The organism is Marinomonas profundi (assembly GCF_020694005.1).
In the GTDB taxonomy this organism is placed as follows: Bacteria; Pseudomonadota; Gammaproteobacteria; order Pseudomonadales; family Marinomonadaceae; genus Marinomonas; species Marinomonas profundi.
Map to the genome: position 1 here is coordinate 831,756 of NZ_CP073013.1, position 26,612 is coordinate 858,367.

Below are 26,612 nucleotides of genomic sequence, written 5' to 3' on the forward strand. Positions count from 1 at the left end.
CAAGCAAACACCTGACCGGTTGGATATTTTCTCATGTATGACGATAAGAGAAAATGCTTACTTTGCTCTCACTTTATCGACGGACTAATGAAGGTGATTATTTGCACGATTGAAGACGATTTTTTCCACATCAGCAAAGCGTTCAGCAAAATGCACCGTCATGCCCTCTTTGACGGAGTCAGGCAATTCTTCAAAATCACGACGATTGGGTTCAGGTAAAATCACTTCGCCAATTTTACTGCGCTTCGCGGCGATGATTTTTTCTCGAATCCCCCCCACCGCCAATACTTGTCCCGTCAGCGTCAGCTCTCCCGTCATCGCCAATCCGCGGCGCACAGGCTCACCTTTTGCCAATGACAGCAAGGCCGTCGCCATGGAAATACCCGCACTGGGGCCATCTTTTGGCGTTGCGCCTTCAGGCACATGCAAATGCACCAGGCTCTTATCAAAAAACTCAGGGGCTTTTTGATAACTCTTAGTATGGGAAAACACATAAGAGTAAGCGATTTCAGCAGACTCTTTCATTACGTCGCCAAGCTTACCGGTGAGTTTTAAACCACGCGTCAGCTCATGCACTTTATTGGCTTCAATTGGCAAGGTTGCGCCACCCATGGAAGTCCACGCCAACCCCGTCACCACACCAACACCTTGCAGTGTTTTCTCGGGCCTGAAATAGGGCATTCCCAGCAGCAGTTCAACGTCTTTAACACCAATACTGATGCGCTCTTTTTCGCCCGTCATTAGCTCAACCACGCATTTTCGCAACACTTTTTGCAGTAGCTTATCCAAGCCTCGAACACCCGCTTCACGGGCATAATGCTCGATAATATGGCGCAAAGCCGCATCGGTAATGTTTAGCTGTTTCTTAAGTAACTTGTTTTTCTTTAGCAGCTTCGGCCACAAATGCTGCTTGGCAATCGCCAGTTTTTCATCGCCAATGTAACCAGACAAGCGGATAACATCCATTCTATCTAACAAAGGCGCTGGGATCGTATCCAGCTGGTTGGCTGTACAAATAAACAAAGCCTTAGACAAATCGATGCGCATGTCTAAATAGTGATCAAGAAACTCAACATTTTGCTCAGGGTCTAATGCTTCCAATAACGAAGACGCCGGATCGCCTTGGAAAGACGAACCAATTTTGTCGATTTCATCTAGCATGATGACAGGGTTTTCGACTTCCACATCCTTCAGCGCTTGCACAAATTTGCCCGGCAAGGCGCCAATATAAGTGCGTCGATGGCCTTTTATTTCGGCTTCATCACGCATACCACCAAGGCTGAAACGATAAAACTTACGATTCAACGACTCAGCAATCGATTTCCCAATGGAGGTTTTCCCCACGCCCGGCGGACCAACAAGCAATAAAATACTGCCACCCATTTCCCCACGGTGTGCGCCTAGGGCCAAGAACTCCACAATGCGATCCTTGATATCACCCAAACCTGCATGATGAGATTCAAGTATTTCTCGGGCCAATTTGATATCCAGATTGTCTTTCGAATGCACACCCCAAGGCAAGGACGTTGCCCAGTCCAAATAATTGCGTGTCACGCCATATTCAGGAGAACCCGTTTCAAGAATGCTGAGTTTATGAAGCTCTTCTTGAATTTTGTCATTGACGGCTTTGGGCGGTTTTTTTCCTTCCAAGCGCGCTTGAAATGTTTCCACATCGGAGGTGCGATCATCTTTCGAGATTCCCAACTCTTTTTGAATCACTTTTAGCTGTTCTTTCAGAAAGAAGTCTCTTTGGTGCTTGCTAATTTTGTCATTAACTTCGGCACTGATTTCGTTTTGAAGACGCGCTATTTCTAACTCTTTTCTCAGCAACGTCAGCGCCAAATGCATACGCGCCGGAATCGGAATGGTGGCCAAAACATCGTACAAATCATCTGCTTCTGCAGAGGTAATAGACGCAGCAAAATCAGCCAATAAACCGGACTCATTAAATGAAAATCGTCCCAAATACTGTCTTAAATCTTCACTAAACAAAGGGTTCAAACGAATCAGCTGCTTAATCGCATCGAGTATCGCAATAGAATAAGCCTTTGACTCATCGTCATTGGATTTCACGTCGTTAATATAACGCACGCGAGCGAGGTAAGGCGCTTCTTCACTCAACCATTCAATCACTTCAAAGCGTTTTACACCTTGCGCTAAAAACGTCAGCTTATCATTTTGTTTTTCCGCTCGGTGCACTCTAGCAACACAACCGATAGTGCGAAACTCGTCAACAGAAGGGGCTTTTTTGGCTTTTTTATCCGCATAAACCAGACCCACCACCGCTTGAGGATGTTCAGCAATTCGCTCTAACGTATCTTCCCACTGTTCGGCATCTACCATCACTGGCTGCACTTGCGCCGGAAAAAATGGTCGGCTTGATATGGGCAAGATAAACAGCGTCTCAGGCAATACATCATCCGGAAGCGCAAGACCTCTTGGATCACTGATTACCACACTTTCCTCTTCTGCCATTACATCATTTCCTTCTTGTGCGTCTGAAAATTGCTTGTCATCATTCATAATAAATATCTCAATCAATCCGCAGGTTCAAACTTCAAAAATAGGCGTTTGCTATTTTTTATTGAGTTACCTTCTATGTAATGACAATATTTTTTAAAACAACGTCGCCCTTCACTTTCCCAAATCCTTGCTTACTTCGCTCACAGCTAACGATAAGAACTAACCACATAGACAGGATTAGTTATTTGGTCAATATCAACTTAGTGCTATTATAAGACTCATGACTTACACATAACTCGATCAATCTCACACTTCCAAAGTGATCAAAAAAGGAAAGGCCAATGACCCGCGATGAGCTCCTTAAGGCTTACAACGATATTTTTGTAATCAAACACCCTTTTGTGAAACACAAACTCACCAGTCTTCGCGACAAAAATACCAGTACACGTGAATTTCGTATGTTAGTAGAAGAGCTCGGCACTCTGATTGGGTATGAAGCGACACGAGATTTAGAAACCATCGATGTGGAAGTAGAAACGCCTCTTGAAAAGGCCATGTGTCCGGTCTTAAAAGGCAAAAAACTGTGCATCGTCACCATCATGAGAGCAGGCAACGGATTGGCTGAAGGGGTGTTGAAATTATCGCCTTCTGCACGCGTCGGACACGTTGGTTTGTACCGAGATCCAGACACCAAACAACCGGTTGAATACTATTTAAAAATGCCTCACTCCGTCAACGAGCGCACCATCATTGTGGTTGATCCTATGCTGGCAACGGGCAACTCAGCCATCATGGCCATTGATAAAATGAAGCAAATGGGCGCGACTGATATCCGTTTTATCTGTTTATTTGCCGCCCCAGAAGGCATTCAAGCCTTTAAAGCCGCACACCCAGACGTCGCCATGTACATAGGGGCAATCGACCGCTGCCTTGACGAACATGCCTACATTCGCCCAGGTGTTGGCGACGCAGGCGACCGTATTTACGGAACGCGTTAATCGATTATGCCAACAAAAAGGCCTTTCTCTAGTCAATAAAGAAAGGCCTTTTATTATGCTAAGACGGATCGTTAAGCGCTAATTTTTCAGCGCCAAGAAAGCCCCCGCACTGGCCATGATGCCACCCGCCGTTCTATTCAATGACTTCATCGAACGCTCAGACCTCATAAAACGTCTCGCCTGAGAGGCGCCCATTGCAATAATCGTTAAGCCCAGCAACAAGGCGACAGAAGCAAGAAATGACGCCAAGACAATATCAACGCCACTTAAGACAGTTAAATCCATAAACGTCGGCAAAAAAGCCACATAAAACAGAATCACTTTCGGATTAGACGCCGAAATCATAAAGCCTTGAATAAAGCTCGCCAATTCATTGCTTGCTTGCCGTTGGTCTTCTTCTGAGGAAGAGGTAACAATCGGTGACGTCCACATTTTCCAGCCTAAATAAATCAAATACGCGGCACCAGCATAACGTATTAACAAAAATGCACTTTCCCAACTAGAGGCAATGGCCGCTAACCCATAACACGCCATGACCAAATACACGATATCGCTTAGCACCATGCCAAGACTAAGAGACAAGCTCGCGCGTGCGCCTTTGGCCATGCTTCTTGCCAAAATAGCAAACACCCCAGGACCTGGCGTAATGCTAAAAATAAAAATAGCGAGAAAAAACGTCATTCCACTTTCTAATGTCATTGCTAACCCTCCAGCAATTTACAACGAATCGTCAACCACACCACAACCAGCCAGCACCATGCGAGTGATAAACTGCTTTGCATCATCATAGTCGTTGTCTTCTAACGTCTCTTTTTGCAGTATGATTTTCACCTGCGCATCAAAGTCCGCATACGTCTGCGTCATCGCCCAAAGGCTGATAAAAAGATGCTCCGTTGACACCGGCGCCATAAGCCCTTTATCCACCCACACTTGAATGGTGGCTTTTTCTCTTTCTAATTCGGTCACAAACAAGTTTCGAAGATAATCCAAAACAAAATGCTCTTCACCCATTAATGCCATGGCAAACACTTTGGACGCATTTTTATTGGCCCGTGACTGGTCTATTTTCTCGCTAATATACCGAGTAAGGTTCTCTTTAGGCCCACCTTCAACGTCAAATTCACTAACAGAATCCAGCCAAAGACGCAGGATGCGCTCTAAAACCGCTTCCAGCAAATCCTTTTTAGATCGATAATAATAATGCACATTGGCCTTAGGCAGACCCGCTTCATCGGCGATCATTTGCGTGGTGGTTTTCGCCAACCCTTGGCGGGCAAAAACACGCTCTGAGGTTTCTAAAATAAGAGTTTGGTTTTGAGCGCGAATATGCGCTTTCAGCTGATCTTTTGGCCGTTTCTCTTCACTCAAGGGTTCGCCTCACTGGTCAAATACATACTAAAGGGGGGATATTGGTATTGTTTTATCATCCTGACAATACCCGCGGAGGATAACATTCTTTAGAATCGACACGAAGTAATAAGAAAAATCACCGCCTCTATCAAGCGCCCAACAGCAAGCTTCCGACTTAAAAAAGCAAAAAAAAGGGAGCCGAAGCTCCCCATTTCCCCTCGTAGCAGAGACCTTCGTGACTATAGGCATTCGTCACTGGGCTAACTGCTACACCACGTTGGCACTGTAATCGAGTCGCAATCAACTTGCGTTTCTCAATGTTCTTGAATAGAGATAAACACCATCCCAAGTTGCGTTAATGCAACCCTGAACAACTGAACCTAAGTTTAAAAACCCAAAGCCATTCAGCCGCTCACAAAATAAGTGACTTAATTATAAACAGGTGATTTTTCAGTGCAATAGGCTAACCTAAAATAATTGACCGATTGATCAGTTATTTTAGGTTACTGGGCTTTTTTAGGGAGCGGGGATTTAGAAACTCGGTTTCTGCCTTTCTTTTTCGATTGATACAATGCGTCATCTGCTCTTTTTAACACTGAGTCTGGGGATTCTCCCTGTGCCGCAAAAGCCACCCCAAGGCTAGCCGTGACGTTGATTTCAATGTCTTGTTTCTTTTTAGGGTCCAACACCTCAACTAACCTTGCCTCAATACCAGCACGAACCGACTCTAGAATCTCTTCAACATCCCCAAGGTAGCGGCTTCGAAAGACAATCGTAAACTCTTCGCCACCATAGCGAAACGCACGTCCAGGACTGGCAAACTGCTTCAGCACAGCGGCCACGCTTTTTAGTACCTTGTCTCCCATATCATGCCCGTAGGTGTCATTAAATTTTTTAAAATGATCCACATCAACCATGGCAATCGCATACTGTTTAGGCAAACCAACCAGCTGCTCATTTAAGGCTCGCCGCCCGGGCAATTTAGTCATATCGTCTAAATACGCCATGCGATGACTTTCCATCAACAAAAACCAAATCCATAATAAAAGCTGCGCCGACAGCAAAACATCAAACTGCGCGTCTGAAGACATGAAATAACTGATGATCAACAAACTCACGATGCCAATTAGCCCACTGGCACGAAAAGCCTCACTACTGAACCACCAAGCAAGACCCGTTGATGCCATGCTGACAACCAACACACACCAAAGCAAAACCGTAGACCAGCTCATATTAGTGTGCAAAAAAGTGTGCTCTAAGAAATCAAAAGACACCCAGTTTCGCTCAATCGCATAGCACCAGCTCACCAGCATCAATACAAAAAGCATGCGATTCAGCGCAAAACGATTAAAAAAACCGCGCTCAGGCACAAAGGTCAATAAAGCGATACAAAAGCAAGAAACCACCAAATAGGCGGTCAAAGAAGCAGGTTCCGAATCCCCGTAGAGTTTAGGAATTAATAGCAATAAAACAACGATTAACACGCGGCCTTTATTGAAATGCCAAGCCAGAAAAATCGCCATACAAGCCAAGATAAGCGGCAGCAAAGGCAATAAATTAAACCACAGAGGTGGTAGCAAGCCGACATACAAACTAGCATAAACGCTAACCAGTAAAATGAAGCAAGGTACGAGCAATGAACTTAAACGTTCGGACATAGAAAAATTAAACCCATCGAATCATTCGATTAAATACGACCAATATATTGCCCCGAAACCGATTCATTTTCATCAATAATAATGTGAACTCTCGATAAAAGGAAAAAACAATGGGATTACTTGTAGACGGAAAGTGGCTCGACCAATGGTATGACACCAAAGCCAATCAAGGTAAATTTGTGCGTAGCCAGTCCGAATTTAGAAACTGGGTCTATCCTGAAAGCCAATTCGACGAAAACAACCCACAGCACTTTCCCGCTGAAGCGGGGCGTTATCACCTTTATGTTTCTCTGGCTTGCCCTTGGGCGCATCGAACACTTATTTTTAGTAAGCTGAAACAACTGGAAGACATCATCAGCGTCAGTTGCGTTCACCCCGACATGTTGGAAAATGGCTGGGAGTTTAAACACGATAGCGACTTTACCGATCCGCAGTTCAGTATTGACGACCCATTACATCATTTCGACTTTGCTCATCAGCTCTATACCCAAGCCAAAAGCGACTATAGCGGAAGAGTCACCGTGCCTATTTTGTGGGATAAGCAACGCAACACCATTGTCTCAAACGAATCGGCGGATATTATTCGTATTTTTAATCGTGCCTTCAATGAAATAACAGGCAACCACCTTGATTTTTACCCAGCCGAAAAAGCCAAAGACATCGATCAGATCAATGACCGCATCTACAACACCGTCAACAATGGTGTCTATAAATGTGGTTTTGCGACCACCCAAAGTGCGTACGAAGAGGCATTAACACCGCTGTTTGATACGCTAGATTTTATTGAACACCGACTCGAAACTAACCCCTATTTATTGGGCGAAGAGCAAACAGAAGCGGATTGGCGTCTATTCACGACATTAATTCGCTTCGATGCCGTGTATTTTGGGCACTTTAAATGCAATTTAAAGCGTATTCTTGATTACCCAAACCTCAACGCTTACTTAAAGCGTCTGCATGATGTGCCACACATTGACGAGACAATTAACCTGCAACACATAAAACGGCATTATTATTACAGCCACAAAACCATTAATCCCACACAAGTGGTTCCTATCGGCCCTTCAACCTTGTTTAGATAAACCAAAGGCTGCGCAAAAGCAGAATTAAGGTAAATTCAAAAAGGCGAAGCGAAAGTCTGTTAAAGTAAGTTCTTTTTAAGGATAATGGACTTACTTTACGATCAATTTACGCTATCAATAAATTTACGCTGCTAAATAGACAACATCCTACTGTCTGTTTGAAACATACCTACTTGAGACTTGTGGTTATTTATGGAAAAGAAAATACTTTGGATTATTTCTTTCGCACTAATATTCATTCTGTGGATGAAAGTGGGGCCATTTCAAAACGGACAAGATGACACCAGTTCGTCATATCAAGAGTCGGAAGGCGCCACTTCAGATGAAAAAAATTACTTTAAATCTCATCCGATTAAAACAAAGACCCCCGATTTTGCCGCTATTACAGACATCCAAGCGCGCAAGAATGCGTTTTTTAACTACCTGACGCCTTTCGTAAACGAAAAAAATGACCTCATATTGAAAGATAGAGCCCGCTTGAATAAGTTTCTCGATAAGGGCTTAAAGCTGTCTTCGAAAGACAAAAAATGGCTCTCAACACTTCGCAAAGACAACAAGCTTCAAGTACTAGAAAGCTATGAAGAACAAGACATAAAAGCGCTACTGAATCGCTTGGACATTATTCCGGTCTCATTAGTATTGGCTCAATCCGCCAACGAATCCGCTTGGGGCACATCTCGCTTTGCCACGGAAGGAAACAACTTTTTTGGTCAATGGTGTTTTCGTAAAGGCTGCGGCTTAGTCCCAGAATCTAGAGACAGCGATGCCGATCACGAAGTACGCAAATTTCATGATGCTCGTGAATCCGTCTTTGCTTACATCGACAATATAAACACCAATGCCGCCTACAAAGAGCTACGAGCGGCGCGCTTAGAATTGCGCCAAAGTAACGAAGAAATCACCGGTCTTGCTCTCGTGCATGGCTTGCAACGCTACTCTGAACGCGGTCAAGCCTACGTAGAAGAAATTGAAGGTTTAATTAATTACAATAAGCTTTGGCGCTATAACCAACCCCAAGCCGCTAAAGAGCCAGAGTAATCGCTAAGATTGTTACGAAATTACTTTCGACGGGGTGGCTAAGCGCCATCCCCTTCATTACAATACCCTAATCTTTTACCCACTCATAAAACGAGGAAATTCAATTGGCCCGTTTACCTGTTATTGTTGGCTTTGGCGGAATCAATTCGGCTGGTCGTACTTCTTCACATCAAGCATACCGTCGCATTGTCTTTGATCTCTTGCCAAGCTCAATCCAGCAGGATGTGTTACTTGATCTTGCCACCATTACCAATATGGCTGAGCACAAAAACGGCCTTTGGTACACAGACGGCGGAGAAGCACTAGACGCCACCGCATTAGTGGACAGCATAGGAGAATCCCTTCTTGCTCGAACACTGATACGACGCATACACCCAAGCTTATTTGATGTAGACCATGTTGTGCTGCACAAGTCCACGACACTGCAAGCAGCACACCAAGACGAAAAACTCAGCTTTACCGTTAAATCACGCTCTTTACCTAATGAACGCCCAACCAATTGGCAGGTAACCGAGCTTGACAATGGACTAAGCGAAGTCGTAGTAGATGGCAACTTAGAAACCTTTATTAAAGACACCCGCCCACTTTCTGTTAAAGCGGCCGGACAATTGCCAACAGGGTTCGACCCTTCCAAGCTCTATCAAAGCCGAAACCATCCTCGCGGCCTGCAAATGACCGTGTATGGCGCGTCTGATGCGATCAAAAGCAGTGGTATTGATTGGGAGCTCATTCGCAGCAAAGTCGCTCCCGATAAAATGGCGGTTTATGCCGCTAACTCGATTGGTCAAATGGATGACCTAGGTTTTGGCGGCATGCTGAAGTCCGCCCTAATGGGCAAACGCACCACCTCAAAACACCTACCACTTGGCTATGCTCAAATGCCCGCCGACTTTGTCAATGCCTATATTTTAGGCAGTGTGGGCAATGTAGGTACCGCGATTGGCGCCTGCGCAACGTATTTTTTCAATTTGGAAAAAGCCATCGACGGCATCAAAAGCGGGAAGTTTCGAGTCGCCATGGTAGGCGGTAGCGATGCGCCCATCACGCCTGAAATTATCGAAGGATTCCGCACCATGGGCGCCCTAGCAGAAGACACCGCTCTGCTAGCACTTGACCAAATCACCAATCAAGAGGAACCAGACCACACCCGCAGCTGTCGACCATTTGCGCAAAACTGTGGCTTTACTATTGGTGAATCCAGTCAGTGGACCCTGCTCATGGACGATGAGCTTGCCATCGAACTGGGAGCACAAATATTTGGCGCCATCCCCGCGGTGTTTTCGCACGCTGATGGCCATAAGAAATCCATTTCAGCACCCGGTATTGGCAATTATTTAACCATGAGCAAAGCCATGGCTTACCTGCAAAATATCATCGGTAATGACGGCTTAACACAACGTACTTTTATTCAAGCCCATGGCACCAGTACACCACAAAATAGAATCACTGAATCTCACGTGCTGAGTAAAGCCGCCACCAGCTTTGGAGCAACCGCCATGCCGGTTGTTGCGATGAAGGCGTTTCTTGGACACTCTCAAGGCACCGCCGGTGGCGATCAGCTGCATTTATCATTGGGCGTATGGAAAGACGGCATTTTACCTGGCATCACCACATCGCACGCCATTGCGGACGATGTTTATCAAGACGGTTTAAAATTTCAGCTTAAACATGAAGTTTACGGAAAAGACTATTTTGATGCGGCATTACTAAACTCGAAAGGCTTCGGCGGCAACAATGCAACAGCGGTGCTATTATCCCCAGCTCAAACCATGAAAATGCTGAAAAAACGCTATGACGCTGAAGCGCTTGACGTATACCAAGCCAAAAACACCGAAGTAATAGCCACTGCAGAAGAATACAACCAAGCCACAATTCGCGGCGAAACCTTACCTATTTATAAGTTTGGCTTTAACGTGCTAGGCGGCGAAGAATTGGCGATCACCGATCAGGCCATCCATTTACCGGGTTACGAAATGCCTGTTACATTAAACTTGGACAATGACTTTAGCGACCTGAAATAAGCCTAACTTAGCCAACACAGAAGACTCACTGTCGCTGTGTTGGCTAGCCTTCAAGCAAATACCTTCCTACGTCATCGAGCCAAGTTCATCTTGCAAAAACGCCAATAACAATCGTGTTTTTATCGACATCAATTTACGTTGTGGATAAATAGCGTAAAAGGAAAATTCATAACCTTTGTAATGTGGCAATATATTCACCAACTTGCCAGATTCAATGTGTTTTGCGACCAAAAAATCAGGCTGATAGATGATGCCTAACCCCGCCAATGCAAATCGTGTTAAGGCGCTGCCATTATTTGTTCTCAATACACCCGAGACCCTCACGGTACGAAGCGCCCCCTCTTCATCCGTTAATGACCAGCGATCCGGCGCTTGGGCGTTGCCGTATAGCAGGCATGAATGATCTTTCAACTCGTCTAAGTGTGTCGGCATCCCATGCGCCAAAACATAGTCAGGCGAAGCGCAAACGAAGCCAATTAGCTTACACAAACGTCTCGCTACAAATTGATCGCCGCCCAAATCCCCGCCACGAATCGCAATATCAACCCCAGACTCCATCATATCGACGCGTTTGTCGCTAAAATCAATGTCCAATTCAATTTGAGGATACAAACGGCTAAACTTTTCTAATAGAGGAACAAGATGAGATAAGCCAAAATCCATTGGCACACTGACCTTTAGCAGTCCTTTGGGCTTTTGTGTTAACTCGCCAATTTCACTCTCTGCTTCGTCCACCGCCTCTAATATTGCCACGCAATGTTGATAATACTTTCGCCCCGCATGGGTCACGCTAATGTTTCGCGTGTTTCGCTGCAGCAGCTTCGTTCCCAGCTCTTCTTCAATCGAGTTGATATAACGCGTTACCATGGGTCGAGAAATATTTAACGAGTCACTGGCCAACTTAAAGCTCTCGGCCTCATACACTCGGCAAAACACCTTCATTGCTAAAAGTTTATCCATTCGTTCACCCAGAAAATTAAAAGTTTCCGTATTATCATTTCTTTTTAGTTAACATTGAATTGTTTTTTAGATGGATTATTTATTAATAAAAACAATCTACACTAAGCACACGTTAAAGCTCAGCGCTTTACACTCAGGCTTTTACATTCAACAAAGGAAAATCATCATGAAATATACGGTTATCAGCACACTCGCCCTAGCGTCAAGCATCGCCATGGCAGCCGATTATAAAATCGACCCAGCTCACTCTGCAGTGACGTTTGAAGTGGGGCACCTTGGCGTCAGCACAACACCAGGTCGTTTTAATGAATTCGAAGGTGATTTCTCTTATTCTGACGATGAAAAATCCGGTCAAGCAAACTTCGTGATCAAAACGGACAGCATTGACACCAACCACGAAGCTCGCGATAAACACCTTCGTAGCCCAGACTTTTTAAATGTAAAACAATTTCCGACGTTGACATTCAAAAGCACAGCCTTTGATGGCGAAACGTTAACGGGCGATCTCACCCTACACGGCATCACTAAAACAGTGAGTTTCGATGTCGACAAAATCGGCGAAGGCAAAGACCCATGGGGCGGATACCGTGCAGGTTTTGAAGCCAGCACTGAAATCAATCGCAGTGACTTTGGCGTAACTTACTTCATCCCAGGCGTGACGGATAAAACCGCCATTAATGTCTACGTAGAAGGCATCCGCCAATAATTCACTAAGGAAGACCTGCATGTACGAAGAAGCCAGCAACACCAATCTCTTGATGCTATTACATACGGCAGTTTACCCCTTCCTCGCCGCACTAATAGTCAGCTTCATCGCTGGCAAATGGTTACGTGCATGGTCTTATATTGGTTATCTTGGCGGCTTTATGGTGGGGCTCAAACTGATCCATTCAGGATTGAGTTTTCCACCACATCAGGCCATTGATTACTACAGCGCAAGCGTTTTAATCGGTATCGTCTCAGTACTCAGCCTAACCAATGTAAAGGGATCGATGGCTCGCAATAGCCTTGCCTTTCTGTTGTTTGGTGTCTCGTTTTATCTACTGCTAAACCCTGTACTAAAACACTCAGGTCTGATCATCAGCCTAAGTTGGGCGGCAGCTTGCGCATTGATAAGCCTACTTTATTGTGGCATTAGCCACAAAGAGACAAGCCTAGCAACGCGCCAAACTGGCCAGACGTCAGATCTATCTGCGTACCTCTTGCCTATTGGGCTTATGATAGTAGCAGGCAGCGCCGCGCCTGTTGTTTCGATTGGAGGGAGTTTACTAATCGGGCAATTATTGGGCGCCTTTGCAGCCGCCTTGTTTGGCTATATTATGATCGGTTTTATTCTCAAAGCAACGCCAAGCCGTAACAGCAAGATACCAGCGTTATTACTGTTAGGCGGATTGATTTCGCAAAGCCACGTACTCGCCGACCTACCTTTAAGCGTTATCTTGATGCTGGTCGTTAGCGCTTTTGTGACCCCTATCGCGATTCAGCTAAACCGTAAAACAAGCCACGTACTGATGAGTCAACTACTCATCAGTGTCGTGGTTTGTGGATTGGGTTTGTGGTTGATTTGGCCAGAAGGTAGCCTTTACTAACCTCGACTGAAACGATCGTACTAACTCTTGAAGATAGAACGAGAAGAGCGCCATAGTGGTAGAATAATCGCCGCTATGACGCTATTCAGTGCACCATATGACACTAGGTACAACATATCGCTTCCACTTAGAGACAAATGCAAACCCGCAAAAATATAATTCGGTAAAACGACACACAACCACATCGCCAGTACCAATAAAATATACCCAAAACCGGACATACCTTTCACTTTCACTAATAACCAAGCCGTAAAAAGCAAATACACGTACACCGCAAGCGCAAGCAATAGAACAGGGACAATAGAAAGCTTACGGACCCCTTCAAGCACAGAGCCCTCCAAAAACAAAGTCGGAGTGGCAGCATACCAAATCACACCCAGCACAATTTGGAAAAGAAAAACCAACATAACGGCCTTATGATTTATTTTGTACACTTCACTCCCCTATATTCTTTGCTTGACTCAATAAATGAATAACGTTTAATTAGCTTGATACAACTCTTTAACCAAACTGCGTAATTTTGACCGCCACGGCCGCTGCTTTATACCAAAATGATTGAATATTTTTCGGCAAGATAATGATTGTCGCTTCATCACCACAACGTCTTGGACTTCTGGAAACGAATCACTAATGGCTTCGACTTCAACCTGCGCTTTTGGATCAAATTGACTAGAGGTCGCTACAATCGCTTCAACCAAACCAATCCAACTTATTTCCTCAGCACAGCAATAATGATACACACCGGTATTGGCCGCGCCATAATGCCCCTGATTAATCATCGACAAAATAACCCGAACCAAATCCGATACCGGCGTCGGGCTACCGATTAAATCGTCCTTATAAGCAAGATTAACACCGTCTTTGATTAACCCTAGCGTACGGCAAACAAAATCATCGCCTTGACCACTAAACAGCCAGCCAGTTCGCAACACAATACTATCTGGATTATTTAATACAATGTTTTCTGATTTAATTAACGCCAACGCATAAGCGTCTGAACTGTCCGGCGTATCTGTTTCGGCATAAGGCACGTCTTTGTTACCAGAAAAAACTTGGGCACTGCTGATCATAATCAACGGAGCTTGAGCTTTTTCACTGAAGTACTGCAACGTCGACTGAAAAGCGCTGTAGTCATTTTGCAGTGCGTAACGCAAACTCAACGCATCAATAATCACATTGAACGACATCGCTTCTAGTTCCGCTCTGCGATTGGCGTCCAGTAGTAATGACTCTTCAGGGCACAGCCACTCAAACTCCTGTTTGTCTTTAGAAAGCTGCAGTAATGACGAACCAATCTCGGTATTACTGCCCAGCAAAAGGATTCGAATCGGCGCATTAATATTTTGTATAGTACTCAAAGTAACCCCTCGTGCCACTTGGGAAAAGTGCTCAGTAAATTATCATATGTCTGTGCTGCCACTTGCTCGACTGTCATCCCTTTTATTCTCGCCACATGGTGAGCAATACTGGGAATAGAAAGCGGCGTATTATGTTTGCCTTGAAAGCCATGCAACGGCATATCAGGTGAATCGGTTTCAAGAATGAAAGCGTTAGTGTCCAAGGACGCCAGAACTCGCTGGGCTTTTTGGGCTCTAGGGTAAGTGATCGTACCACCAATCCCCATGACAAACCCCAACCCCCTAAACCGTTTGGCCTGCTCCAGACTACCATTAAAAGCATGCACAACCCCACCTTCTTTAAAGTCCGCCTCGCGCAAGCACTTAAACACCAAATCATAGCTTTTTCTAGCGTGTAAAATAACGGGTAATTTCAATGCACTGGCGACCTTTAATTGCCGCGAAAAAAACGCCATTTGAACCGCCATATCAACCGCGCCCGGCCAATTGTCTAAGCCTATTTCCCCAACCGCAACCACTTGCTCCCTTTCGCACTGCTCGCCTAATCGCTCAACCTGGCGGTATAAAGCCTCCTTTAAAAAATAAGGGTGCAATCCATACGCCACACGCCATGACGGATACTGTTGCGCCAGCACGGCTAATGTTGACCAAGCCTCATAAGTGGTTGCCGGCACCAAAAAACCCATAACGTCTAACGCCAAACAACGTAACATCAAAGCGTCACGCTGCCCATCAAAGGCCTCAAAATCAAGGTGACAATGGCTATCAATAAACATATACAAAAGATTACATTATTTAGAGAAAGAAGTACTAGATTATAAAGCAATCAGCAACAAAAAAGCCGTGCAAACTGCACGGCTTTTGATAAACACAACGAGAACGAACTAAAGCGCAGGACCCGCCTTAACAATCTCTTCAGACACCGAATCAAACTTCTTAAAGTTTTCGACGAATTGAGAAATCAGATTTTTCGCTTGCGCCTCATAAGCCGATTGATCAGACCATGTTTTACGAGGATTCAATAACACACTATCCACACCCGGCACCTGCGTCGGCACATCTAGATTCACATCGGCCAAATGCTCTGTTTCAGCATTCACCAGAACCCCAGATTGAATCGCCGCAATCACCGCACGGGTTGTCGGAATACTAAAGCGCTTACCGCCTTTGCCATGCGCTCCACCAGTCCAACCAGTATTAACCAAGTAGACCTTACTGCCAAACTCTTCAATACGCTTGATCAACAAATCCGCGTACACATCAGCCGAGCGAGGGAAGAAAGGCGCACCGAAGCAGGTCGAAAAAGTCGACTTAATACCAGTACCAGCGCCCATTTCCGTTGAACCAACCAATGCCGTATAACCGCTCAAAAAGTGATAAGCCGCGGCTTCTTTCGTCAGAATAGAAACCGGCGGAAGCACTCCCGTCAAATCACAGGTTAAAAAGATAATGGCATTTGGTTCGCCAGCACGATTACCCGCCGCACGTTTTTCAATGTGCTCACGAGGATAACCAGCGCGGCCGTTTTGAGTCAAAGACGTATCAGCGTAATCAGCAACACGTGTTTCAGGGTGTAGAACCACGTTTTCAACGATGGTGCCAAATTTAATCGCATCCCAAATGATCGGCTCATTTTTCTGCGATAGGTCGATGGTTTTTGCGTAGCAGCCACCTTCAATGTTGAAAACGGTGTCTTTACCCCAGCCGTGTTCATCATCACCAATCAAAAAGCGTTCAGGATCGGCAGACAAAGTCGTTTTACCGGTTCCAGACAAGCCGAAGAATAAGGTCACATCGTCTTCTGTACCGACGTTGGCCGCACAATGCATTGGCAATACATCATAAGCAGGTAACAAATAGTTTTGCACAGAGAACATGGCTTTTTTCATTTCGCCAGCATAACGCATGCCAGCAATCAGCACCTTGCGCTCAGCGAAGTTCAAAATCACACAGCCATCAGAATTGGTACCGTCACGTTCAGGCTGACAAACAAAATTAGGCGCATTTAAAACCTGCCACTCACCCTGATTCGTAGGGTTATAAATCTCTGGACGAATAAATAAGTTACGACCAAATAAATGATGCCAAGCGGTTTCTGTACGCATGATAACAGGCAAATAATACTCGTCTCCGGCACCAACATGGATAGTGGACACATACGACTCTTTACCATCAAGATAAGCGGCGACACGATCCCACAATGGGGCAAACTTCTCCTCTGGGAACGGACGATTTACAGGCCCCCAATGAATGTTATCTTTGCTGGATGCTTCTTCTACGATGAAACGATCCATAGGAGAACGACCGGTACGAGCACCTGTTTCAACCACAAGTGCACCGTTATCGGCAAGAACCCCCTCGCCATTTTGCAGGGCTTTTTCTACTAACTGCGGCGTCGTTAAATTTTTGTGAACAGTCGTTACGTCTGATGCGGAGTTCATCTTGCTAATCCTCTGAACTATAAAGATTGTCTGGTCATTTTTCTTATAAAGTGAAAATGTTTATCGGTGAAAAGGATAGTAACAAAACAATCTAAAAAAAAATATTGTTATAACGATATGTTATTTTATTACCATTATGAAAGTTTTTGAAAACACTCAAGCAATTGTTTTATATGTATTTTTACGTAAAATTATCTATATTCTCACGCCACACCGAAACAAAAGTGCTAAGCCAACCGATATTTAGGTAGTTTTCTTTCTTTTTTGTTCGCTTTTCACAAAAAAGAAAGCTTATTACAATCACCAACATGACTCAAAATTGATGACAATCTTGCGATTCTCAACCGCAGTAAAACCCTTAAAGCTGTAGGGTTTCTATTAAAAAACAGCAAAAAAGCACAGTTTTTTGAACTTTTCTCACGGTAAGTATGTCCTGAATCCTCCCGCTTCATGGTAAGATTCTTTCTTAAATTTCCCCCAATTATTCAAAAGGTTGATCGATATTTATGTTAGAAGCACATCAGAACTGCAATATTGGCTTTGTCGGCCTGGGCGTCATGGGTAAAAACTTGGCCTTAAATTTAGCTGACCATGGCTACCGAGTTGCAGGCTTTGATCTTGACTCACATAAAGTACAAGACGTCCTCGACACAGAAGCGGCAGAACGCCCAGCAACCTCCGCACAGGCTAGAATCATTGGCTGCTCAAGCATAGAAGACATGCTGAAGCAGTTGGTAAAACCTCGTGTGATTGTGGTTCTTGTCCCTGCGGGCAAGCCTGTTGATGCGGTTTGCCAAAGCTTAATTGAGGCAGGGTTAGAAGCAGACGACATCGTTGTAGACTGCGGTAACAGCCAATGGACAGACACCATACGCCGTGAAGCGGAATACAAAGAAAAATTTAAGTTCTTTGGCACAGCCGTTTCTGGCGGTGAAGTGGGCGCTCGTTTTGGGCCATCCCTCATGCCTGGCGGCGATGCAGACTCTTGGAAATACCTACAACCTATGTGGGAAGCCGTTGCCGCGAAAGTAGACGAAAACGGTAAGCCAATCGAAAGCAATACCCCTGGCAAACCCGTCACCGAAGGTGAGCCTTGCACAGCTTATCTTGGGCCAAATGGCGCTGGCCACTACGTGAAAATGGTGCATAACGGCATTGAATACGCCGACATGCAGCTTATTTGCGAAGCCTATCACCTACTGCGCTCTTTGCTGGGTTACGAACCTGAAGAAATTGGTAAATTATTTGAAAAATGGAATCAAGGTATTCTAAATAGCTACCTTGTTGAAATCTCCGCTGACATTCTTCAACAGTACGACCACAAAACAGGTGCGCCACTTGTCGACATGATCCTAGACAGTGCCGGACAAAAAGGCACAGGTCGTTGGACCTCGATCAGCGCGACACAAATGGGCGTTCCAGCTGGCATTATTAGTGAATCCGTTTACGCTCGCGCTCTAAGCACATTAACGGGCGAACGTGAACTCGCTGCGGGCAAACTCACCGCCGACATTGAAAGTGGTGAGATTGAAGCGGAAGCCGTAGAAAAAGCCATTGAAGAAGCGCTCTACTGCGCGAAAATCTGTGCTTACGCACAAGGTTTCCAGATCATGCGCGCGGCACAAAAAGAATATGACTGGACGTTAAACTTCAGTGATATTGCGAAAATCTGGCGTGGTGGCTGCATCATTCGCGCGTCTTTCTTACAAAAAATTGCCGACGCCTTTGACACCAACCACGAGCTTGAAAACCTATTGCTAAGCGATTACTTCGCCGACGCCATGGCAACCAAACAAGCCGGTCTGCGCAAAGCCGTTGTTCTTGCGGCACAATCTGGTATTCCGACACCGTCGTTCTTCTCGGCACTGGCCTACTTCGACGGTTACCGTTCAGAAGTATTGCCAGCCAACTTGCTACAAGCGCAACGCGATTACTTCGGTGCGCACACGTATGAGCGAGTGGATGCAGAGCCGGGGGAGAAATTCCACACTTTCTGGCAGGAAAAAGGCCGTCCTGAGCGCAAAGCTTAAGCTTAGAGCGCGATTTCTAGCTCAAAAAAAACGCTGACTTGCGCTAAGTCAGCGTTTTTTATGTCATTCCCTCAAAAGAGGGTATCGCCAAACAACTCCCGTTGATCTTAGTCGCGATTTATCCTTAAAAAAAGTATGCCGACAAAAACTCACCACGACAAATTACGTTTTGTCGGGCTAAAGCCGCGACCTACAAAAACCATATAAATCAAGCAATTGTAGGCTGAATAAATCGAGGGCAAAGAAGTAATCCGTCACCATAGCATAGTCGTTACTGCATTTTCTTTTCCATCGACGTCAACATACCTCTAAGCATACCTAATTCCTGTTGATCCAAACGCGAACGCTGAAACAAACGACGAAAACGCGTCATCACTTGCATTGGCATGTCTGGATCAAGAAACTCCGTCTGCACCAACACCTTTTCCAGATGTTCAAGCAAATAATCAATTTGCTCAATATTGGCCGCAGGCACATCCCATTTGCTCGCCACCACAGGCGAATCTTTCATTAATAGAGATTTCATCCGCAACTCATAAGCAATCACCTGTACCGCCGCCCCCAAGTTCAATGAACTAAAGGTCTCAACAGAAGGAATATGCACATGATAATTACAACGTTGCAGCTCTTCATTGGTGAGCCCTCGGTCTTCTCGACCAAACACAAACGCGGTCACCAGACCTTCATCAAACACCAAATCAGCCGCTTGTCTTGGGTCAACCAAAGGCCAAGGTATATTGCGTTCACGAGCACTGGTGCCAATCGCTAGCTGACAGTCTGCTAATGCTTCTTCTAGCGTTTCTACTACCACAGCATTCTCTAAAATATCCGTCGCACCCGCCGCACGACTGACCGCTTCATCACTGGGGTAGTCTTTTGGTGCAACCAGATAAAGGTCAGCCAGCCCCATGTTTTTCATGGCACGGGCAGCGGCACCGATGTTGCCAGGATGCGAGGTATTAACCAGGACAATTCTTACTTTATTTTGCATTTTATGAGTTACCAATAATAGCCGTCGAACAGTGCCGCGTATCTTAACAGATATTTAAAGTAAAACCGTAAAGCGATCAGTTTTTAACCAAAACACCGCTAGCAAAAATCTTGCTGTTACGCTAGAATTCGCGCTCTTATTTAGGCACTTGGTTTTATCTTATTCTTTGCTTAGGGAATTCGCTTATTGCTTAGGCGATTCGGTTAGAAAACTCAGCGTTGTGAAGTAAACCGATAAACCAAGATCGCCCGCTCTTTAACACTTTATTTGGCAACCTATCGTCTATCGACGATATGTGCATTTTAATGACGGAATAATTGACGGTAAATTATGCAACCTAGAATCAATGTCGCACTGAAAGCAGCTCGTGCCGCTGCAGAATATATAGTTCACTCGCAAGAAAAACTGCTTTTTGACAAAGAGCAAGGCCAATCGGCTGAGCAAGTTTATCAAACGGTTTGCTCTGGCGCAGAACGCAGCATTGTTTACCACCTAGAAAAAGCCTACCCAGCTGACACCATTACCACTCGCCTGCAAGGCACGGTACAAAATGGTAACGAAGGCGAATGGGTCATTGATGCCATCCAAGGGCAGCATTTATTTTCACGCGGCCTAACTGGCAACGTCATTACAATGAGCTACCTAGTTGCCGGTAAAGTGGAGCACGCTCTTGTGCTAAACCCTCACACCAAAGACGAGTTTTACGCCAGTAAAGGTCGTGGTGCTTACCTGAACAATTCACGTATTCGCAGCAGTTCTGCCCGTACTTTAGATCAGACAACGGTGGCAGCGCAATTCCCTGCTACTGACCGTCTTATGCCGTACCTATCCGGCCAGTTTGCGGTATTAACTGAGATGGCCGAACAAGGTGCTCGCGCTGTGCTGCAAGACTGTCCAGCCTTGATGCTGGCTAACGTCGCCGCTGGCCGTCTTGATGCCGCTTGGGGTATTAAGCTACAAGAATGGGAAATGCAAGCGCCGCTGTTTATCGCCAAAGAAGCAGGCTGTTTGTTTGCTGGCTTTGATGGTTCACCAAGCCCAGAAAAAGGCGATATTCTTTGTGCGGCACCGCGCTTATTTAAAGTATTACTGCCGGTACTAAACAAACACCTTAACTAAGACGCCAGCTTGTTCAAACGCTAAAAGCCAAAACAAAGAACAACCCCCGTCTTCCCCTTGAAGAAAGGGGAAGAAACTTAGACACAAAAAAGGGCGCTTTCTAAGGCGCCCTTTTTTTATCACACACTTTTGCTTACCTCAGTGTTTGTGATGACTGTGCTCATGATGATGTTCATGTAAATCTTCTTCATCATGGTGATGATCATCACCTGGATCGGTTTCGCCAGGGTAATACAAACCTATGTCCTGACGGATCTCATCCAGTGTGGCGATCAGCTCTAAGCTGTCTTGCCAGCTATGATTTGGACTTTGAATCAAGCCCTCTTCGAGACAACGGTTTACTTCATCCACTTCAAATTGATAACCATCACCAGGAAAATCAAACGTCACGGCACGTTCTTTATTGTCTGCGCTGACAATGCGACAAGACTTCGCTTTAAACCACTCAGAATCAATTTCAATATAGCCTTTGGAGCCGGATAATATGGCCCGATTAGGGTTATGTGAAATCAATGAAGCGTCTAAAGAAGCAAGTTGGCCACTTTCCCAGCCCAGTAAAATCTGCTCAAATAAATCGACGTTTGTATCACCAATAAGCGCTTGATTCTGTACAAAATCAGGCTTACCGAAAAACAACTGCGCCAAAAACACAGGGTAAATACCAATGTCCAACAACGCGCCGCCGCCCATTTCTATATTAAGCAGACGATGATTAGGGTCCGTCGGAGCAAGGAAGTTAAAGCTGGCTTGAATGCTGTTTAAATCCCCAATCTCCCCTTCTTCAACCCACTCGACAACCTGCTCGATTACGGGGTTAAAACGTGTCCACATAGCTTCCATGACAAAAACGTTATGCTTACGCGCCAGATCATAAAGCTCTTTTGACTGTACTTCATTGATGGTAAAAGGTTTTTCACACAACACCGCTTTACCAGCCAAAATACAGGCCTTCACCAAATCGTAATGATAAACATGGGGGACCGCGATATAAATCACCTCAACTTCATGACTGTTAATCAGCGAAAAATAGTCCACAAACGCTAATTCGATATCAAACTCAGCAGCAAATTGATCCGCTGACTCTTTGTTGCGAGAAGCCACCGCACGAAGTTCACCCGCCTTAACATGACAAAAATCACTCGCGAACACATGCGCAATGTGACCTGTACCGATAATACCCCAGCGTACCTTCTTCATAGGATTCTCCCCATAGACATAATCCAAAACGTATTAACCTTCTGCTAAGTTTGACCTCAAAGCACATTATAGTCCATCGGCATTTTCAAGCTCTTGAATACGCTCATTTAATCTTTCAACGTCACTTTCCAATTGCGCGATTTGAGCTTTAAGCTGCTGAATATATTCATCACGTTTATCGACCACTAATGCAGCCGCAGAATCGCCCTTTAATGGTCGTTCAGATTCGGAACAAAAACACTCTTGATAGCGCTGCTCACGCTTACCCGGTTCCCTTGACAACTGACAAACATAAGGACCACCGGTTTTGGTTTGCAACGATTGCAAAGCCGCCGTCACCTCATCGAGGGATTGAAAGCTGTGTAAGCGCCCACTACGAGAACGCAACTCGCCCGGCGTTTGAGCACCGCGCAAAAAAAGCAGCGTTACGATGGCCGTTTCAGCGGGCGATAATTGTAAATCGGAAAACTCGGTATTGCAGAATCTATGCTGATATTTGCTAACCCGACTGTGGGACGCGGTGATTTCCGTCACCAAACCTCGCGTCAGCAAAGCCTCTGTCGCGTCTTGGATCTCTATTTCAGACAATTGAGTCACAGGTTCTCGATTAGACTTTTGGTTACAGGCATTCACCAAAGCATTCAAACTAAGCGGGTATTGATCTGGCGTGGTGACCTCTTTTTCCATGAGACAACCAATAATACGCATTTCGATAAAATTCACTTCGTGGTAACTCATAAGACTTCCCCAACAGCTTTAGTCTATTTGCTTTTCTCTCTCTCGGATTTTCTCTATCTCGGCCTGTCTTTATCCAGTGCTTAACGATGTTTTCTAAACGTTTTAAACGGCATCGCCAAAACCGCCTTTAACGAGGCAGGTTGATACGTTTTCGTATCCGGCAAGCCTATTTTTAAGTGTTCATCCCCTGCTAATGCTTGCGCTCTTTTAGTACTGAACAAGGTATCCCAAATACTTAGGAAGAAACCAAAATTACTGTTTGCTTCAAGATTCACTCTAGAATGATGGATACGATGCATATCAGGCGTGACCAGTAATCGCTGCACCCAAGCTTCAATATTAACAGGCAATCTTGCATTGGTGTGATTAAACATCGCAGAGGCATTCAATAAAATATCAAATACCAATACCGCTTCTAATGGAATACCCAATAACCAAACCGCCAGCGCCTTAATGCAAAGTGACAATAAAATTTCAATCGGATGAAAACGCACAGCAGAACTAACGTCTAACTCAGGGTCGGAGTGATGCACCCGATGAATGCGCCACAAAATATCAATGCGATGAAACAACCTATGCTGCCAATAAATAAGGCCATCGAGCCATAAAATACCCAATATAAAACTAAGCCAAAAAGGCAGATTCAATAATGAAAGCAAGCCAAAATCTTGGCTAAATACCGCCACGACAGACAACATAAAAGGCTGTACGAGACGAACACACAAGGCACCAAGCAATAACAAAGTAATATTATGTTTCCAGCGTTGTCGCCATTGCAAAAGTGCGCCTCTTGGGCGACGCCATTGCCACACTAACAAGGCGCTAAACACCACTAAAAACACACCAAAACGAAGGGTAAAGTCGATCATTTAGCCAATAACCTAATTTAGAGACGCCTTATCTTTTGGATGGTTTAATTCAGAGTGGACTTTTATTTGCCCGAAAAGCTCAGCCAACACATTCAAGTTAATGTCATCCAAATTGTGAATAATCAAACAATCATCCCCAAATTGTGCTCGCGGCAATCGATCAGAAAATGAATACAGCACACTAAGGTCGGAAAAATACACACAGAAATGACCCTCGTGCACCGCGACACCATACAGCCAATGCCCATTCTGTTGGAAATAAGGGATGCCTAGATTACTCACCAGCTCAGCCTCTGGTGCAACGGCTTCCATCATGCAAATTACTTCCAATAAATCCGCCTGCATTGCAGGAGGGACTTGCTTAACATAACCTCTAACGAAATGACTCGATGTTAATGTCGACATAAGAACCTCTCCTATTAAGCAGACCTGCGAGACGATTTTAGAACAGGGTGAATCAGATAAAACCGCGCTGCCTCAACGCTTTTTCAATACGCGTCATCGCTTGGTCGAGGGTGGATTGAGGACAACCAAAGTTTAGGCGAATATAGTTAGGATTGCCAAAATCTTTACCATCAGAAACCCCGACTCCCGCCGCCAAAAAAAACGCATGAGGATCCTCTAAAGACAAGGCAGAAACATCGATCCACGCCAGATACGTGGCTTCTAAATGCGCCATCTTCATCGGAGTCTTGGCGATTCTTGACGCTAAAAAATCGCGGTTATTTTTCAAATAGCGTATTAATGACTGATGCCAAGCTTGTCCGTTTTCATAGGCTGCGATAGCGGCCGTCATTCCTAGCATGTTAGGCGATGGGATCAAACCGGCTTTTTCTTGATTAAACCTTTGGCGCAGCAAAGGGTTTTCAATCACCGCAAAAGCATAACCCAAGCCGGCCGTATTAAAGGTTTTACTGGGCGCCATTAAAGTAATGGTGCGATTCGCCGCGTCTTGGTTCAAACTCGCAAAAGGCACATGAGGCACCTCATCCAAAATCAAATCACAGTGAATTTCATCACTGACAACGACTAAATCATACTGTTGCGCTAACGCATGAATACGCAATAACTCCGCCTTGGTATAAACACTGCCGCCTGGGTTATGAGGGTTGCACAAAAGAATCATTTTACTTTTTGGATTGGCGCAAGCCGCTTCAAATTGCGCCATATCTGGCACCCATCGACCGCTTTGAATTTGCATGTCGATACTGATCAATTGGCGTTTTGCCGTCAGTGGCGCCTTGGTTAAATGGTAATAAACTGGCCCAGGAACAATAACGCCATCGCCTTCGTTAGAAAAGATTCGAACGCTCAAATGTAAGGCGCAAACCAGTCCCGGCAAATGCACTAAGTGCGCAGCAGAAACACCCCAATCATAACGGCTTGATAAATGGGATTGGATGGCTTTCACCAAGGTGTTTGGCGTCTGGGTATAACCATAGACACCCTCATCAACTCGTTGATTTAACGCTTTTTTAATACAATCTGGAGAATCGAAGTCCATGTCTGCAACCCACATAGGAATCACTTCTTCAGGGTATTTAGACCACTTATCACTGTTCATGAAAGATCGATCAATAACACGCTCAAATACAGAAAAAACACCGTCCATTACATTGTTCTCCACTCGCTTATTAAGCCTTATCATTAGCACAGTTTTGCTACCGAATTCTAGCCGTAATGCCAGCAAGGAAAACGAAACAAAGCAAAAATACGATCCGCTCGATGACAAAAATAAGACTAAAATCCTTATTTCTTATCTCAAACCGACACAATCATTCTCAAAAAAGACTAAAAAAAATTTAAAAAGGCACTTTATCTATAAAAATCATACAGTTAAATTGATTAGAGTACTAAGTTTTTGAATTGTCAAGGGTTGACCTAAATTACACAATCAGCCTAGTATAGTTTTCATTAAACGGCTGTTTAATAAAAAAGGACCCAGAATGCCAAAAGTCGGAATGCCTGAAATACGCAAACCTCAGCTCATAGAGGCAGCCATAAAAGCCATAGACAAATACGGTTTTGCGGGAGCAACCGTCAGTCTTATTGCGAAAAAAGCCGGGGTTTCCCCTGCCATCATCAACCACTATTTTGGTGGCAAAGATGGACTATACGAAGCCACCATGCGCAGCCTGATTCGTGAATTTTTTGAAGTATTAAGCAAAGAAGTCACAAAAACGAAAAACAAATCCGCTAAAAGTAAAGTCATGGCGATTGTTACCGCCAGTTTTAGTCAGTCTCAAACACACCCCCAAGTGGTTAAAACCTGGATGGGATTTTGGGCATCAGCCATGCACACACCGTCCTTGTATCGATTACAAAATGTCTACTCGAAGCGCCTACAGTCCGCGCTAGTGTGTGTATTGAAAGAAGAATTTGAGAGAGAAAAAGCTCGCCGTATAGCCCTCACCGTCGCCGCGCTTATTGACGGTATGTGGCTAAGAGGCTCGTTAGCAGGCGGCATCGACAAACAAGAGTCAGCCGAACAAATACAGGCTTACTTAGAGCTGGTGTTTCAGGACTTAGTCTTTTCAGGGCTTAGCGTTTCAAAGCTTAATGCTTCAGAGTCGGACCTAAACACATAGCGACAAGATAGAGATCACACATTTTACTTCAGGCAGCCTACGAAAACACGCTGCTCACCGTTTTAGGAGTTCACGCTCAGTGCCAACACTAGGCACTGTATTCGCTCATTGATTTTGAGTTC

At 45.0% G+C, this 26,612-nt stretch carries 24 protein-coding genes; 9 read left to right on the forward strand and 15 right to left on the reverse strand.

Features of this window, described 5'->3' with window-relative positions; all coding sequences use genetic code 11:
* Positions 1 to 84: 84 nt before the first annotated feature.
* Entirely contained in the window at positions 85 to 2,523 is a 2,439-nt protein-coding gene (gene lon, locus J8N69_RS03870; RefSeq protein WP_168822498.1) for an endopeptidase La, read from the reverse strand.
* Between the two features lie 281 nt (positions 2,524 to 2,804).
* Between lon and upp the strand changes: the two genes are divergently transcribed.
* A complete protein-coding gene (gene upp / locus J8N69_RS03875; RefSeq protein WP_168822496.1) occupies positions 2,805 to 3,461 on the forward strand; it encodes a uracil phosphoribosyltransferase in 657 nt (218 codons plus the stop codon).
* Positions 3,462 to 3,539: 78 nt separating this feature from the next.
* Here the strand turns inward: upp and J8N69_RS03880 are convergent, their stop codons facing one another.
* The 3 genes from J8N69_RS03880 to J8N69_RS03890 form a co-directional block, all read right to left on the reverse strand.
* The gene (locus tag J8N69_RS03880; RefSeq protein ID WP_168822494.1) at positions 3,540 to 4,160 is read right to left on the reverse strand and encodes a LysE family translocator; all 621 of its coding nucleotides are present in this window, start codon (positions 4,158 to 4,160) and stop codon (positions 3,540 to 3,542) included.
* Between the two features lie 18 nt (positions 4,161 to 4,178).
* Positions 4,179 to 4,829 carry a TetR/AcrR family transcriptional regulator gene (locus tag J8N69_RS03885; RefSeq protein WP_168822492.1) on the reverse strand — a complete coding sequence of 217 codons (651 nt, stop codon included), beginning with the start codon at positions 4,827 to 4,829 and terminating at the stop codon, positions 4,179 to 4,181.
* A gap of 485 nt (positions 4,830 to 5,314) precedes the next feature.
* Positions 5,315 to 6,469 (reverse strand): GGDEF domain-containing protein, encoded by a 1,155-nt coding sequence (locus J8N69_RS03890; protein WP_168822491.1) that lies wholly within the window; start codon positions 6,467 to 6,469, stop codon positions 5,315 to 5,317.
* 110 nt (positions 6,470 to 6,579) lie between these two features.
* On the opposite strand from J8N69_RS03890, the gene J8N69_RS03895 reads away from it, so the two are divergent.
* From J8N69_RS03895 to J8N69_RS03905, 3 genes are all read left to right on the forward strand, one after another.
* On the forward strand, positions 6,580 to 7,551 hold the full coding sequence (locus J8N69_RS03895) for a glutathione S-transferase family protein (protein WP_168822489.1): 972 nt from the start codon (positions 6,580 to 6,582) through the stop codon (positions 7,549 to 7,551).
* A gap of 192 nt (positions 7,552 to 7,743) precedes the next feature.
* Positions 7,744 to 8,589, forward strand: coding sequence for a glucosaminidase domain-containing protein (locus tag J8N69_RS03900; RefSeq protein WP_168822487.1), 846 nt, complete (start codon positions 7,744 to 7,746; stop codon positions 8,587 to 8,589).
* 104 nt (positions 8,590 to 8,693) lie between these two features.
* The gene (locus tag J8N69_RS03905; protein WP_168822485.1) at positions 8,694 to 10,610 is read left to right on the forward strand and encodes a beta-ketoacyl synthase; all 1,917 of its coding nucleotides are present in this window, start codon (positions 8,694 to 8,696) and stop codon (positions 10,608 to 10,610) included.
* Positions 10,611 to 10,676: 66 nt separating this feature from the next.
* Here J8N69_RS03905 and J8N69_RS03910 read toward each other — a convergent pair whose 3' ends face one another.
* Complete coding sequence (locus J8N69_RS03910) at positions 10,677 to 11,570, reverse strand: LysR family transcriptional regulator (RefSeq protein ID WP_168822483.1); 894 nt, start codon at positions 11,568 to 11,570, stop codon at positions 10,677 to 10,679.
* Between the two features lie 166 nt (positions 11,571 to 11,736).
* Here J8N69_RS03910 and J8N69_RS03915 point away from each other — a divergent pair, with 166 nt between their 5' ends.
* Both J8N69_RS03915 and J8N69_RS03920 read left to right on the forward strand, forming a co-directional pair.
* Positions 11,737 to 12,276, forward strand: a complete 540-nt coding sequence (locus J8N69_RS03915; protein ID WP_168822481.1) for a YceI family protein — start codon at positions 11,737 to 11,739, stop codon at positions 12,274 to 12,276.
* A gap of 19 nt (positions 12,277 to 12,295) precedes the next feature.
* Positions 12,296 to 13,159 (forward strand): hypothetical protein, encoded by an 864-nt coding sequence (locus J8N69_RS03920; RefSeq protein ID WP_168822479.1) that lies wholly within the window; start codon positions 12,296 to 12,298, stop codon positions 13,157 to 13,159.
* Between the two features lie 20 nt (positions 13,160 to 13,179).
* On the opposite strand, the gene J8N69_RS03925 is transcribed toward J8N69_RS03920, so the two are convergent.
* From J8N69_RS03925 to J8N69_RS03940, 4 genes are all read right to left on the reverse strand, one after another.
* A complete protein-coding gene (locus J8N69_RS03925) occupies positions 13,180 to 13,593 on the reverse strand; it encodes a hypothetical protein (RefSeq protein WP_168822477.1) in 414 nt (137 codons plus the stop codon).
* A 45-nt stretch (positions 13,594 to 13,638) separates the two neighbouring features.
* A complete protein-coding gene (locus J8N69_RS03930) occupies positions 13,639 to 14,517 on the reverse strand; it encodes an SDR family oxidoreductase (RefSeq protein ID WP_168822475.1) in 879 nt (292 codons plus the stop codon).
* Positions 14,514 to 15,293 (reverse strand): TatD family hydrolase, encoded by a 780-nt coding sequence (locus J8N69_RS03935; protein ID WP_168822473.1) that lies wholly within the window; start codon positions 15,291 to 15,293, stop codon positions 14,514 to 14,516. Before J8N69_RS03935 ends, J8N69_RS03930 begins: the two co-directional genes overlap by 4 nt.
* 108 nt (positions 15,294 to 15,401) lie before the next feature.
* Positions 15,402 to 16,958: a phosphoenolpyruvate carboxykinase gene (locus tag J8N69_RS03940; protein ID WP_168822471.1), complete on the reverse strand. Its 1,557-nt coding sequence runs from the start codon at positions 16,956 to 16,958 to the stop codon at positions 15,402 to 15,404.
* A gap of 506 nt (positions 16,959 to 17,464) precedes the next feature.
* On the opposite strand from J8N69_RS03940, the gene gndA reads away from it, so the two are divergent.
* Positions 17,465 to 18,988: an NADP-dependent phosphogluconate dehydrogenase gene (gene gndA, locus J8N69_RS03945; RefSeq protein ID WP_168822469.1), complete on the forward strand. Its 1,524-nt coding sequence runs from the start codon at positions 17,465 to 17,467 to the stop codon at positions 18,986 to 18,988.
* Positions 18,989 to 19,259: 271 nt separating this feature from the next.
* Here the strand turns inward: gndA and J8N69_RS03950 are convergent, their stop codons facing one another.
* On the reverse strand, positions 19,260 to 19,979 hold the full coding sequence (locus J8N69_RS03950) for an RNA methyltransferase (RefSeq protein ID WP_168822467.1): 720 nt from the start codon (positions 19,977 to 19,979) through the stop codon (positions 19,260 to 19,262).
* 330 nt (positions 19,980 to 20,309) lie between these two features.
* Between J8N69_RS03950 and J8N69_RS03955 the strand changes: the two genes are divergently transcribed.
* Positions 20,310 to 21,098, forward strand: a complete 789-nt coding sequence (locus J8N69_RS03955) for an inositol monophosphatase family protein (RefSeq protein WP_168822465.1) — start codon at positions 20,310 to 20,312, stop codon at positions 21,096 to 21,098.
* Between the two features lie 138 nt (positions 21,099 to 21,236).
* Here J8N69_RS03955 and J8N69_RS03960 read toward each other — a convergent pair whose 3' ends face one another.
* The 5 genes from J8N69_RS03960 to J8N69_RS03980 form a co-directional block, all read right to left on the reverse strand.
* Positions 21,237 to 22,295 (reverse strand): Gfo/Idh/MocA family protein, encoded by a 1,059-nt coding sequence (locus tag J8N69_RS03960; RefSeq protein ID WP_168822463.1) that lies wholly within the window; start codon positions 22,293 to 22,295, stop codon positions 21,237 to 21,239.
* A 66-nt stretch (positions 22,296 to 22,361) separates the two neighbouring features.
* Positions 22,362 to 23,033: a YceH family protein gene (locus J8N69_RS03965; protein ID WP_168822462.1), complete on the reverse strand. Its 672-nt coding sequence runs from the start codon at positions 23,031 to 23,033 to the stop codon at positions 22,362 to 22,364.
* An 80-nt stretch (positions 23,034 to 23,113) separates the two neighbouring features.
* Positions 23,114 to 23,902, reverse strand: a complete 789-nt coding sequence (locus tag J8N69_RS03970) for a sterol desaturase family protein (protein ID WP_168822461.1) — start codon at positions 23,900 to 23,902, stop codon at positions 23,114 to 23,116.
* A gap of 12 nt (positions 23,903 to 23,914) precedes the next feature.
* The gene (locus J8N69_RS03975) at positions 23,915 to 24,307 is read right to left on the reverse strand and encodes a DUF1801 domain-containing protein (RefSeq protein ID WP_168822460.1); all 393 of its coding nucleotides are present in this window, start codon (positions 24,305 to 24,307) and stop codon (positions 23,915 to 23,917) included.
* A 52-nt stretch (positions 24,308 to 24,359) separates the two neighbouring features.
* Positions 24,360 to 25,514: a MalY/PatB family protein gene (locus J8N69_RS03980; RefSeq protein ID WP_168822459.1), complete on the reverse strand. Its 1,155-nt coding sequence runs from the start codon at positions 25,512 to 25,514 to the stop codon at positions 24,360 to 24,362.
* A gap of 334 nt (positions 25,515 to 25,848) precedes the next feature.
* On the opposite strand from J8N69_RS03980, the gene betI reads away from it, so the two are divergent.
* On the forward strand, positions 25,849 to 26,490 hold the full coding sequence (gene betI / locus J8N69_RS03985; RefSeq protein ID WP_168822458.1) for a transcriptional regulator BetI: 642 nt from the start codon (positions 25,849 to 25,851) through the stop codon (positions 26,488 to 26,490).
* The last annotated feature ends 122 nt before the right edge of the window (positions 26,491 to 26,612 follow it).